The following is a 12,543-nucleotide window of genomic DNA, read 5'->3' on the forward strand; positions in this document are numbered from 1 at the left end:
GAATCAAGTGAATATCCGTGATTCAATGTTATCCGCTGGTTATACTCAAAATGGAATTAACATGGCAATGTTTGCTTCGTTCGTTTCTAGTGGCAATATTACTATTAATTCGCAAGCAACCACAGATACCCAAGTCAACTTAGTTGGTGGAGGAATAAATGGTAATGTCATTATTAATGTGCTACCTGGTCACATTCCAATTGACCCCTTAAATTTAACCAGTTTTGCTATTACAGAAAACATCCTCAATCCCAGCCCTAATTCAGGGAATTTATTTGTCAACGGCGATAATAACGTTATTACAAGAGTCAGAGCGACAGTTGATTCATTACCTATTCGTTCCCGAATAAATCTTATAGGAACAAGTACATCTTTAATTAGAGTTGATGATGCTTTCGATTTAGCCTATACACCTATTAATCCAGCAAACTGGGCTCCTCTTCCTCCTACTACAGTACAGGAAGCTTTAGATAGAATTGCTGCATTGCTGGCAGTAACTATCGGTACGCCATAAACATCTTAGAATGAACTTAAATCCTAGTTTAACAAGAGCTAAATTGCTATGATATGTGAAAGAAAAGTCTCTTCAAATCTGATTGGAGAGGCTTTTTTGTTACTAAGCAAATCCGATATCCGACATGGCTTTTACATCAACTAATTCAGGCATTCGCTCCACCCCCTTTGATTTCTCTCAAATTAGTAGGTCCTGTCCATTTCCCTTCACTTTTCCACTTCTTCTTGAGCTTTCCAACATAGGTAAAGCTACGATTATACATAATACTGATTTCCTTATCTGGAATTCCTTTTGATTTATACGATACGGTTTCCCTCCGTTCGATCTACTCTAATGAACTTTTACTTCATTTTCTTTTTGCATTCTTCTAGAAAATCGATGACTTCTTGAGTCTACACTCTCGTAGAAAGTAATTCCATCACATCGCCTTCTGTGTTATAAACACGAATCTTTCTTTTCTTGAACTCCATTCCTAACATTCCGTCATCACCTAAAAGCTTTACGGTATCTTCCATTTTCCTAACTTCACTTTCTATTAAAAGGATTATTTTATAAACATATTAACTAGCAAAATAATTAGTATTATTAAGCTATTACTCCAATCGTTCTATTTAATTTATACATATATTAATAGTAAACCGAGGAAAGGAGGTTTTTTATATGGCTGAGCATACAAAATGTGTTTGCGAACAATTAGAAAGATTACAGTTAGGTACAGAAGTAGATGTTTTCCTTACAGGAACAACACTAGAGGATCTTATTTTTACTAACTTTAATCCAGATAATTTTTGTGTAACATTTGTGGATAACACAACAGAACCTGGCTCTATTATTATTTTGGACTGTCGTGATATTCAAGCACTTAGAATTGAAGCTGAGTAGAGTAAAGATGGGGCTTTGAAAAAAGCCCTACCTCACAATTCCATAAGCATATTTCAATATAAACTACAAAAAAGAGGAGTCAAAAAAATGTCAGTTTTCATAAACTATGCTATTATCCCCAAAGTATTCAATCCTAATCTAACATCTCTTCCAAATAACCGACCTTCTTTTATCTCAACCCCCAAAGAGAGTTCTAAAGATATTTGCTATCTTTTAGAAACATTTTACTTAGGAAAAAAAATAAAACAACTTTTAGTTAACGGCACAGTATTAAAAGCTTCTATGTTTGTAGGATTCCATAATAAATCATGCCTTGCTACATTTATAGGTGAAAATGGAGATATCACTGTAGTTAACTGCGAGCGCATTGATGCGATTCTACTCTAATTGTAAATTTACATTTGGATAAATAATCATTATTTTCAAGATACACGTGTAGTTCTTACACATGAAGCCAGTAACTGTCACTATAAGAGACTTGTCCGAAAAGCAATAATATACAGTTCTTTCCTTTGACTTGTCCGAATAAAACTCAATATTCCGTAAATACTATAGATACATGGTTATCCTTTCTCTGTTTTCCTTGGGCGAGCAGTTAGCTTTTGCTAGCTGCTCTTTTGTATGGAGTTGAAAAGAAATTTTAGGTCTTATTTCTTTTCTACGTCATATATTTTTAACCTAAACATCCAGCTCAAAGTGTTACCTCCTATCTTAAAGAGCACTGATGCATGGTGCTCTTTTTTATTTTGTTTTCTTTCATTTCTGAATAACTTTTTTAACCACGTTCATACTATTTTTGTAACTTAAAGTTACAAACTATTTCTGTAAGCGCAGCGTTTCTTTTGTACAACGAGCAGTTAGTTTTGTTAACTAGCTGCTTTGTTGTGTAATAGAAAGATTTTGTTTTAAAATTACACCTATCTAAAAAATATACATATAATATCTTGGGTATTCCTTTTCATTATTAGTTTTGGTCAGAGAGCACTTCTAAAAGTGCTCTTTTAATGTATTGCAATGTATCACGTTTTACATACAATAGACATACAATGCAATGAGCACGCAAGACATAGTTTCTATATAATCGTGTACATTTTTTGTACGCGATTATTTTATTAAATAAGGCTTCTATTTAACTTTTATTCATTTTTATGTTTGCTTTGAATACATTACTATTAAGCCAAAGAATACACAGGTTTCTCTAGACCAGTTTCCTTGTATTCCTTGAACTCCTTGTACACAGAACCTGTTATAGCTAACAGGTTCTTTAATTTTTGTCATTATACAATAACTATTTTGTTTTATTCCTTGCACTTTTAAATGAGACAAGCATATGTTGTAGTATAGTGTTTCATCACTTATATACACTTCCTTTTTTCAAGAGTACATATTTGATATGTACTCTTTTTTCGTTCTCCTTTACAAATAATTTTTTTACATTACACATACTATCTGTAAGTCAACTTCCCATGACTACACTCTTTCAAAACGGAGCTTGTTCCTCCGTACTGTTTTGGATCACGGCAGGTAACTTAGTCAATTACCTGCCATTTTCTATTCAAATAACGCTTTTGTTTAATTTATTACTTGTTCTTTTTTATGCAGTATTCTATTACAATCCATTTTCATGTTATAATTATCAACAGTACATATTTTAATAGGCACAATAAATCTCATAAATATAGGAGAACCTTAATGATCCTAACTCAAGAAAAGAACATAAAATTAATTATGCATTTTCTTACATTATTATCTTTTTTTATTCTTATTTTCTTTAGTGTCACAATTTTTTATATACCATTGGTTTTTTATTTTATATTCAAATCAGAAAACATTCGAAAAAATATCCTTGAAGCTGTTTTTTACCAACTATTCATTTGGATAATTACAGTCATTTGGAATCTTTTCATAACAAGAATCTTAATACTATCTTTGTCTAATTTAGACTTGGCTTCAAATAACGCATTGATTATTTTCGGGGTAGCTCCTTTATATCTAATACTGTTTCTTTTATTGATTTTCGGACCTATAAAAGGAATTTTATATGTACTACAAGAAAAAGACTTTCATTATCCTATTATTTCTAAATGGATTAACAAATAAAAATACATGTAGAAGAATTCAGTGTTTTACTGAATTCTTTTTTTATGGACCTTTCAAAGTCTTTTGCATATTCCTCCGTTTCTTCTTTTTAATAAAATTCAAATTTGGTCTTTATCAAAATTTTTAATATCATGTAAAACCTGCGTAAAGATTGCTACAATTCAACCTATCTACCCGATAATCGTTATATAATGAACTTGAAAATACCCAGTTTGCACAATACGTCCTTTCCATACGACTTATGCTTGATTGCTAGGAGAAATCCTAGCCTTTTTTGATTTCTCTCATATCAGTTGGACCTTTCCATTTCCCTTCACTTTCCCACTTCTTCTTGAGCTTTCCAACATAAGTAAAGTTACGTTCATACATAATGCTGATTTCCGTATCCGGAATTCCCTGCTTATTCAAATCCCTTACGATTTCAGGTGTTAATCCAACTGGAATTCTCTTTCTAGGTCCACCATTCTTTTTAGGCTGTGTATCAAAATATCTACCCAACTGGCGTAACTCATCACCAGTCGGGCATGCTTTACACTCATTAATACTGAAGCATTCGTTTGATGTGCGATTGTAATAACAACGTCTGCATTTCTGTTCGATAATGTCACCAATTTGGTATGTGAGCTCTTTTCGTTCTTCTTTTGTCAGTTTCATATCGCTCACCTATAAAACTACTTTGAGCGCCATACCAAGCGCTTGTGTTTTACCTTGTAGCTCAATACGATGCTTTCTTTCCATCTCTGCCGTTTCATTTGCAGCACCAACTTGGATATGCATTTTTCGAAGGTCATGCTCTAATTCATGATTCTTTTCCGTAATTGCATTAAATTCATTAAGTACTGTGTTGTAATCCTCATCACGAGATTGTAGCTGATCTTGCATGAGCTTTAGTGCATCTTCTGCTTCCAAGCGTAATTTTGTTTCCGCGATATGTTCTTTTGCAAGTATGTCATTTGCTTTTTTGAGGTCCTCATACAGTTTCGATACTTCACGTAATTCTTTTTGAAGTGTATTTTTTTCATCTATTAATTCAGTTAATTGTACTTTCCATCCTGAATCGAATTCCGTCACCTTCTTTAAATAATCCTCTTCTATAACTTTAAAATCTAACGGTTCATAAATCGTTTTCTCAACGTTTTGAGGTTGTAGTGATGGTTTTGTGTTCTGAGGATTCTTTGATGCGCCCACACACTTATCAGGCGCTGTATTTGCTTCACGTCTTTTTGCAACGTGATAATATAAATTGCCTTCTGTTACTCCGAACTCTGCTCCGATTTTCCCCCAAGTCCATTTCTTTTCATCAGAAGCACGTAATTTTTCAGCAGTCGCACAAATTTGATCCCAGTTTTTTTGTTCAGCCATATATTCCGTTCTCCCCTCGAGTAGGCTTTCACCTAATGTTTTTAGTTTTTCACCGATTCCACAGTTCTCTGAACACCACCGTGCTAGCACATAATTGTTTCCAACTGATTTCGGAACAGTTTTACAGCCTTTGCAATGTTCATCCTGTATATTTAAAATCCTGATTCGGATTTGACGTTTCTCCGTTTTGCTCAATCCATCACCCCATATGAGATTGAAAGGTAGGTAGCACAACGAACTTGTCATACTACCAACCTACTTTTATTAGTCTTCTAATTTTTCATCAAAAGGTTTATCCTCATCTGCAGCTTTACTTTCTTCAGAAGATTGCGATTCTTTTTCTTGCACCTGTTCTTCTTCCGTTACAACCGTTTCTTCTGTCTCTGTTTCTTCCTTCGGTTTCTCTTCTGCCTTTGGTTGTTCTGCTACATCTGGCTGATTTTCTTTCCATTCGTGCCATTTAATTGCCATCGGTGCTATACGAGCGCGGTAATCATCGATCATTTCAATTAGCTTCACGTTAGAAATTTTCAGCTCATTCGCTAACTTCAGATAAGACTCTCCCTCAAGTTTTCGTTTCACGATGTAAGCAAAATCATGTGGTAAATCATCTAAACCTGGAGCAAGGCCACTAATGATAAACGCATCTACAATTTCACGATCTGCTTGCTCTTTCTCTTCACGAGTTGGAATTTTCTCTTCTGGAATATCGAAATCAGCTTCTAATTGTTCAAACGATACCTTTACTTCTTTCACAACACCTTTATCATCAACTTCATACTGTGTTAGTGGTTCGTTCGTTTTCGCATTTACAGTAACATTGAAATTAACCTGCATGGATTCCAGTGAGATAAATACCTTCGTATCAATCATTTCTGAAAGTACATCCAACTTACCGCGTAATGATGAATCCGTTACTTCCAACACAATTTCTTTTTTCCCATCAGGCTTAAGATTTACTTTCTTTAACGTTGGCTTGAATTCGATATATGACATATAATCCGCTCCCTTTATTTTGCTTGTTTTAGTTTTTTCTCTTCACGTTTTAACTTGTTGTACTCATCTAGCGTGATGAAGCCACCGTATTTCTTCACATGTTTTAGCAAGATGAGTTGTAAATGTGGGTACTTGTATTCGAACATCTTCTTTTTCACCGCGAATGTTTCGGTAACCATACCCTTTATGTCTACGACTTCCACATCACCATTCGGCAAATAGACCATGAAGTCTGCACTATATGTAATTGCTTGATATTTTTTGCCGTTCTTTATAAATACTGGCTGCAAAGTGAATCTTGGCTGTAATTCAAAGCTGGTAATTTCACCTGCAGCTTGCCGTATTTTTAATCCGGAGTAATAATCGGCTTCAGCTTTACTATCAAATACATGACCGTCTAGTTTAACTTTTTTATTGTTATATTTACTCATAACTTTTCTCTTTCGCTTCACTAATTAACTGAGTGATTTTATGTACAGTATTTTGTGCACATTCCATGTTTCTTCACCCCTTGAATATTTTTCAAAAATCAATACATACTATTTTCAAGCCGCTTAATCCACGGCTGGTACTTCCTTCTTTTACAGTAAGAGGCAGATTGGTTCATCACTTTTCTAATTCTTACTGTATATTTTTAAAAATATCGAAAATAATACCAACAAGCTGTTTGAACTAGCAGCTTCACTCTTCTCGCAATGGGAATGCAATTTATCACAATTAGCTAACTCATTCGACTAACTGGCAGACAACCGAAAATGTTGTCTGCTTTTTGTATGGAATTTTTCATTTTACATATACTACTTTTGAGCCTGTTGCCAATGCAAGCCATTTGGTGTTTTGAATTCCGACTAAGCTTTTTGTTGCATAGATTATTACATCTTTGACAACACTGTTTTAAAGCGCGTTTTCTGGTTATTCGTAGTTCTAATCCAGAATAATTTTTCTCCTATAAAGGACGGCAGGTACGACTGCTCGTCCTTTTTTACTTATACCGCATACTCTCCTTTTTGGTAGTTTTGCACCACTTTCCCCTCATCATCGTAGTAAGCAATTTCCCAAAAAGGATGACAGTTGTGCTTCTCAATTTCTCCATCGAACAAAACGAACAAATGAGTTTTCCAGTTTCCGACGATCGTACCCCACATGCCAGCTATATTTACTCGCATACCCATGTAAGCGAAATGCAGGTTGCGATAATTCTGCATTTTCTTGAAAGCTTTCTCTGCGCTGTACATGCGCTTGATATCAAAAACGCCTTCATTCTCGCACTTTACAAACTTCATAAATTCAACCATTGGCATTGTTAGAAATCTTGTTCTGAACTTCTGCCAGTACAGGAATCTTGCTTTTCCTTCCGTTTCCGCTACTACAAATTCTTCATTTGGCCAATGTTCGAAAATAGTTGTGAGTTTGAATTTGTAAAGGACCACCATTCTTCCACCTCTCCCTTAATTCGCAATCAACTTACGGAACAATTCTTCGTTTCTTGTGTCTAGTGCATGATCGATAAGTTGTGCTTTGGCGAGTTTTTCTAAATCATTAACTACCTGTGCTAGTTCCAATCTTTCAGTAAAAGGTATATCTGTTTCATCAGATACTTCACCTTCTAATACCTCAATGAATAACGGATATCTGAATTTATCAGCGAAGTTTAATTCAATAAAAATTGTTTCTTTTTGATTAAAACGGATCTGATCAAAAGCTTTGTCTGGATCATCAGAAACTAAATTGTTTTTATAAAATTTAAATGGTACTGTTTTTGTGCATTGCGTAGACATAAACAATGAAATTGGTTTATCGAATTTAACTCGTTCTACAAAATGAACCCTTTTTAATGCCCCTTCATTTTTCAGTAAATATTCCAAAATCCAAAGGCACTCTCTCCACTTCATTTTGTAATGCTCTTTGAACCATTCAATAAATTCACGCTTTTTCTCAACCGACACGATGCTCATGCAGTAACCCCCTTTTCCATCCTTCAAATTTTCCTATCCAAGCATTCCAATTTTCTTTTTGCGTTGCTGCTTATTTGTCCCATTATTGATCCACTCCTTTTTTCTCCGCTTGTTTTTGTTTCCCATCTAAAATTTCAACCGCATTGGTTAGAGCTGAAGGTAAAGTGATTCCAATACGACCAGCATTTACTAACAATGAAAGCAATTCATTCCCGATGAAAAAGAAAATCGTTGCTTCACGAATTACACTGTTTGTTCCCATAATTGCAATCATCTTGAGTGGCTGCTGCGACCAAAAGAAAAAGCACCACCTTTTTGGCGATGCCTTTAAAACCAACTTTACTTTTTAACTCTCCATTAATTCCTGCTGCGAATACACCGGTAATATAGTCAATTGCTGCCATAATAACAAGAACTTTCAACGTTGTATCCCGTCCTCCCAAAAAGTATCCGCAGAAGCCACCGAATAAAACTATAAATGCTTTCAGTAATACATCCATACGATCCATCTTTTCACTCCTTATTTATAATAAAAAAAGAGAGACGCTTCTCCCTCTCTTAATAAGTACTTTTATTTTTATATTTTAAATCATCCCTTTTAATATTAAACCCAAAACTGACATAGTGATTGCGCTAATAATAATTCGCAAAATCCAAGTTGTATTCATGCTAATCTTTTCTAATTGCTTATTAATTGTTGCTATGTCTTTCTCATTAATTGTTGTGCGGGTTTCTAAATTACGAATATCTCGCATGATTTCTTTTTGTTCTGCTTTTAAACTATCAATTTTCACATAAACATCTTCCAATACGTTCACATCCTTTTATCATCTTAATAAAGCAATCTTTACATGATATGAGACAACCTTATTCATGGTGAATTTATCGCAGGAAATCCCATACAAAATCCGTATTTTGTGCAAAATAAAAACAGCTTACGGCTGCTCTGATTTCTCATTTATTAATTTTCGAACTAACTCTTCTAACGTTGCTATCTTGTTGTTTATTAATGTAATCTCTTATAAATAAATTATGAATCGCCTTTAAATAAGGCGATTTTTTATTTTTTAAAATCAATAACAATCACATAAAAACGTTACTATTAATCGGAAACAATAAATTTCTTAACTTGATGGTAATGGATCATTATGTTCCTTTGACGAATTACGCTTCTTTTTATGCCGTTTCTTCACTTACTCATATCTTCTATTTTATGTAACTAAGCCAAATACTTTATCACGGTCTGGACTACGCTGTCTCGCCATCTACATTTCACCTGTCACCTCACGTTCAAGTTTTTATATTTTCATGAGTTCACTACTTATGCTGATTGCTAAATAAATTTTATTTAAAAATATTTCTCGTTTATTTGTTACGAACTTCCTTTTGCTTTGTATATAGCAATGTAAGATAAAAAAGAGCTAAGGGAGTCGGGACATGAACCTTAAAATCAAAACACCAAACGGATTTAAATCAGATTTTTACATTTCACCAGAATTTATTAGCACTATCGGATTATCCATCTTATATCTCCACCTAGCAGGAATCATTTGATTCTTACTTTTCTTTTTCGTTCGTTTGTTTTGTTAAACGCTAAATCCAATTGAGACTGCGCCTTTCAAATTATTAAGTATTAAAAATCTTAATAAAAAAGAGTGCTATAAAGATATGCACTCTTTTAAAAGGCTTTACCAATCTCGACGATCATCACGATCACGGTCATGATTACGTCTGCGACGACACTCATCACAATCGCAGTCACGTCTACAATGACAGTCGTTAAAATCGTTTCTTCTGCGTCTACGACCGCATCCGCAAAATACTAAATCATCCCAAAATCTATTGCAATCTCGAGAATGTCCAAAATTATTGTTGCATCCCATAGATATGATTCCCTCCTCTAAAAATAGAATTCATCATATTCTATGAATAAAAGTTGAAAACAGCTTGTTTACTAGCCTATGTTTTTTGTTTTACACTAATAATATTCCAATTTGCAAGTCTGCCTCGCCCCTTATCTTTCCTTAACAACAAACAAGACACCAACCAGATCATGGCAGCGTCTACAATAATTGATATTGGTCTTATCATTCGGCATCATTCCTATTTCTTAAATAAAACAGAATCAACGATTGTTAAAACTACCCAAGCTATTCCGAGAAACACTGCAATTATTGGCGTCAACCAGAAGTAGTGATACCATTTTGTGTAACTACTCATCTTCCACCATTCATGGAGTGGATTAAGCCCTATCATTTATAACAACCCTCCCCCATTTTGTTCAATAAAAATAGAGCACCTGCGCCAGTAGATGCTCTTAATGTGATAAAGAGTTTCTTATGAGTATTGAAATAAGGTAGATACAAGCGAGTGAGCCTGTCCTACACTCTTCAATATATGTAAAGGGGCAAACGAAAAAGAGCAATCCCCTATATATAATTAAAGCACCTGTATATCAAACGTTTATATCACCAATCAACCCAGCAAATATACCAGGCTCAATAAGAAACACAAAAGCCACGACACTCACACATCGTGGCTGACTATATAAATTCAATTGGTCTTTTCGTCCTTCTTGCGGATTCTTACCGCCCTTGCCCGTTCTCCGGTAACGTTTTGATAAAGGGGCTACGCTATCCCCACACTATTCTTCTTTCAAAGAACTGTATAGATATAGAGTAATATTGATTCTGTTTTGAGAAATCCCCGGAAACGTTCCCTTTTTATCGAAAAAAAGCCCTGCATTTATGCAGGTCAAATATAAATTAGTGACTTTACTTAGATAAGATTACTGATGGATTTCATATCACTTATTCTGTTGGAGACGGAAATCTTGCAGCTTCAAAATGCGTACTATTTTCTACAGTAGAGATAACTCCAGCTACGCTACTTTGTGCAAAAACCTCGACTACATCCCCAGCATTCAATTGAATTATTGATGAAACGGCAACAACATTAGCAAAGTTTATTGGACCAAAAAAATCATTATCTATTGCAATTGCTGGATTTCCATTAACTCGAATTTCTACCCGCGCTCTATAGTTTACGTTTAGATTATTGGGAATGAACGCAATTGTTCCAATAACAGAATAAACACCCCTTGTCTTTGGTATAAAAATGGATGTTGCAGGGTTATATTCATTTGCTAAATCAAATTGTTCATTTTGGAATAAGACTTTTACAAAAGTATTTGCTGGCACAATCTGATTAACTGTGCTCACAGCTCTAAAAGCAGACGCTCTTACAAGATTGTATTGGTTATCATCAGAACAACAATTCACTTTTACATTAACCCAAGGCTTTTCATCATGTTTTTTATCACATTTGTCATAACTCTTACTACTTTTATGACAATCATGATATTTCTTTTTGTTATCCTTACAATGATCATAGTAGGAATAAGACATACTAGTTTCCCCCTTTTAAATTTATTACTACATACTATGTAAGATAGATTTAAAAGGTTTGGACGAGCTATTATTATTTTTAATAGAATGAAAAAACCCTACCAATTGGCAGGGCAGAGAAATAATATAACATGTAAAGCAGAACAACCTCATCTTAACCAATCTATACAACATTACAAAATACTAGAATCCCATTTCCGATACCTCAAAACTAAGTTTATATAATCCCCACAGCTGTAGCTATCAACTGAATATCACTTTTTTCTTTATGATAAAACGGATCACGCTTTATCATAAATTCGTTGTACACAAACGAATCTTTAACCTTTCGATTCCCTAAGTCCTTCATTTCAATTATCCTACGTTCCTCTTCATCAAGAGATGTTACAACGTCCGTTCAATTTGTTTAACACGTATCTCATGATTCTTTTCGTCACCTTTCATTTTAGGAAAAAGAACGATGCCCCCCGCTCGAGCCTGTTCTTCTTGATTTTTCATCCGGACGCACAATGCTTTGTAGTTTTTCAGCTCCTTCACCACAAGTCTATGCATCTCCTTTTCATCGATGTCTTTAAAAAATGACAATTGATTCATACGATACGGTTCCCCTCCGTTCGATCTACTCACTTATAAACGAATTATTTTGTTTAAATTTATACAGCATCTATTAAACACATAATAATTATAATTTTTTACTAGTATACAAGCCGTATCTTTTAAAAGAAGCACAACATAGAATAAAATACAGGACAAGACTTTCAAAAAACTTGTCTGAGTTTATTCTCAAAAAAGAGGTGAACATAAATGCCTATCGTTAAGCCCTTTATAGCTGGAAGACGATTTGTAAGTACAGCAGCAACAGGGACTGTCGCTGGAGCAGATTTAACTTTTGCTAACACAGACTTCACTGATGACACTGGTGCTGTAACAACATTCCCTGCTTCTTATGCTTTTTTAACACTTTATATTAATGGCGTTATTCAAACAGGGGATACTATTACTGGTGTGACTACTACAGCTGCTACTATTGTAGGAGGAGCTGTCCTAGATGGAGGAACTCCTATCGCAATCGAATTTACAATAACGTAAATTTAGTTATCTTTTTAGAGGTTTCATTAAAAGAAACCTCTAATTTTAAAAAATGAAGTTAATTTTAGTAGCAACTACATAATGCGGTGCATATACTATTATAGGATGATTGGTATTTATACTCACTCTTGAAAAGAGCACTTATATGGTGCTCTTTTTTAGTTTTAAACTAATACAAAATGAAATTTTTACCACATAGCTAATTGTTAAATATTTTACGCTTATACATTATAATGGA

General features: G+C 34.3%; 16 protein-coding genes and 2 pseudogenes. 5 read left to right on the forward strand and 13 right to left on the reverse strand.

Annotation, left to right across the window (positions count from 1 at the left end):
- Positions 1-514: pseudogene (gene bclF, locus CER22_RS29595) on the forward strand (exosporium-associated protein BclF); the annotation flags it as partial.
- 392 nt (positions 515-906) lie between these two features.
- Here the strand turns inward: bclF and CER22_RS33905 are convergent.
- Complete coding sequence (locus tag CER22_RS33905; RefSeq protein ID WP_256943763.1) at positions 907-1,029, reverse strand: hypothetical protein; 123 nt, start codon at positions 1,027-1,029, stop codon at positions 907-909.
- A 145-nt stretch (positions 1,030-1,174) separates the two neighbouring features.
- Between CER22_RS33905 and CER22_RS29600 the strand changes: the two genes are divergently transcribed.
- The 3 genes from CER22_RS29600 (at position 1,175) to CER22_RS29610 (ending at position 3,496) form a co-directional block, all read left to right on the forward strand.
- The gene (locus CER22_RS29600; protein WP_000807683.1) at positions 1,175-1,396 is read left to right on the forward strand and encodes a hypothetical protein; all 222 of its coding nucleotides are present in this window, start codon (positions 1,175-1,177) and stop codon (positions 1,394-1,396) included.
- A gap of 87 nt (positions 1,397-1,483) precedes the next feature.
- Positions 1,484-1,783 carry a hypothetical protein gene (locus CER22_RS29605; RefSeq protein ID WP_088063576.1) on the forward strand — a complete coding sequence of 100 codons (300 nt, stop codon included), beginning with the start codon at positions 1,484-1,486 and terminating at the stop codon, positions 1,781-1,783.
- A 1,305-nt stretch (positions 1,784-3,088) separates the two neighbouring features.
- Positions 3,089-3,496, forward strand: coding sequence for a DUF4870 domain-containing protein (locus tag CER22_RS29610; RefSeq protein ID WP_088063575.1), 408 nt, complete (start codon positions 3,089-3,091; stop codon positions 3,494-3,496).
- A 264-nt stretch (positions 3,497-3,760) separates the two neighbouring features.
- On the opposite strand, the gene CER22_RS29615 is transcribed toward CER22_RS29610, so the two are convergent.
- The 12 genes and pseudogenes from CER22_RS29615 to CER22_RS32780 form a co-directional block, all read right to left on the reverse strand.
- Positions 3,761-4,150, reverse strand: coding sequence for a hypothetical protein (locus CER22_RS29615; RefSeq protein ID WP_088063574.1), 390 nt, complete (start codon positions 4,148-4,150; stop codon positions 3,761-3,763).
- Between the two features lie 9 nt (positions 4,151-4,159).
- The gene (locus tag CER22_RS29620; protein WP_256943764.1) at positions 4,160-5,053 is read right to left on the reverse strand and encodes a zinc-finger domain-containing protein; all 894 of its coding nucleotides are present in this window, start codon (positions 5,051-5,053) and stop codon (positions 4,160-4,162) included.
- 69 nt (positions 5,054-5,122) lie between these two features.
- Positions 5,123-5,854 carry a 2-methylcitrate dehydratase gene (locus CER22_RS29625; protein ID WP_088610335.1) on the reverse strand — a complete coding sequence of 244 codons (732 nt, stop codon included), beginning with the start codon at positions 5,852-5,854 and terminating at the stop codon, positions 5,123-5,125.
- Between the two features lie 14 nt (positions 5,855-5,868).
- A complete protein-coding gene (locus CER22_RS29630; RefSeq protein WP_088610336.1) occupies positions 5,869-6,285 on the reverse strand; it encodes a DUF1064 domain-containing protein in 417 nt (138 codons plus the stop codon).
- 555 nt (positions 6,286-6,840) lie between these two features.
- Positions 6,841-7,287, reverse strand: a complete 447-nt coding sequence (locus tag CER22_RS32765; protein ID WP_255298175.1) for an MFS transporter — start codon at positions 7,285-7,287, stop codon at positions 6,841-6,843.
- A 15-nt stretch (positions 7,288-7,302) separates the two neighbouring features.
- Positions 7,303-7,809, reverse strand: a complete 507-nt coding sequence (locus tag CER22_RS29635; RefSeq protein WP_088610337.1) for a YpiB family protein — start codon at positions 7,807-7,809, stop codon at positions 7,303-7,305.
- A gap of 82 nt (positions 7,810-7,891) precedes the next feature.
- A pseudogene (locus CER22_RS29645) lies at positions 7,892-8,318 on the reverse strand (phage holin family protein).
- Between the two features lie 75 nt (positions 8,319-8,393).
- Entirely contained in the window at positions 8,394-8,618 is a 225-nt protein-coding gene (locus CER22_RS29650; protein ID WP_000390479.1) for a hypothetical protein, read from the reverse strand.
- Positions 8,619-9,497: 879 nt separating this feature from the next.
- Positions 9,498-9,692, reverse strand: a complete 195-nt coding sequence (locus CER22_RS29655) for a hypothetical protein (RefSeq protein ID WP_080000129.1) — start codon at positions 9,690-9,692, stop codon at positions 9,498-9,500.
- A 220-nt stretch (positions 9,693-9,912) separates the two neighbouring features.
- Complete coding sequence (locus CER22_RS33370) at positions 9,913-10,065, reverse strand: hypothetical protein (RefSeq protein ID WP_157639288.1); 153 nt, start codon at positions 10,063-10,065, stop codon at positions 9,913-9,915.
- Positions 10,066-10,619: 554 nt separating this feature from the next.
- Entirely contained in the window at positions 10,620-11,216 is a 597-nt protein-coding gene (locus tag CER22_RS29660; protein ID WP_000122592.1) for a hypothetical protein, read from the reverse strand.
- A gap of 384 nt (positions 11,217-11,600) precedes the next feature.
- Positions 11,601-11,810: a hypothetical protein gene (locus CER22_RS32780; RefSeq protein WP_142291749.1), complete on the reverse strand. Its 210-nt coding sequence runs from the start codon at positions 11,808-11,810 to the stop codon at positions 11,601-11,603.
- A gap of 210 nt (positions 11,811-12,020) precedes the next feature.
- Here CER22_RS32780 and CER22_RS29675 point away from each other — a divergent pair, with 210 nt between their 5' ends.
- Positions 12,021-12,305: a DUF4183 domain-containing protein gene (locus tag CER22_RS29675; protein ID WP_001123250.1), complete on the forward strand. Its 285-nt coding sequence runs from the start codon at positions 12,021-12,023 to the stop codon at positions 12,303-12,305.
- Positions 12,306-12,543 lie beyond the last annotated feature (238 nt).

It is taken from the genome of Bacillus sp. K2I17 (genome assembly GCF_002209985.1).
Taxonomy (GTDB): Bacteria; Bacillota; Bacilli; order Bacillales; family Bacillaceae_G; genus Bacillus_A; species Bacillus_A wiedmannii.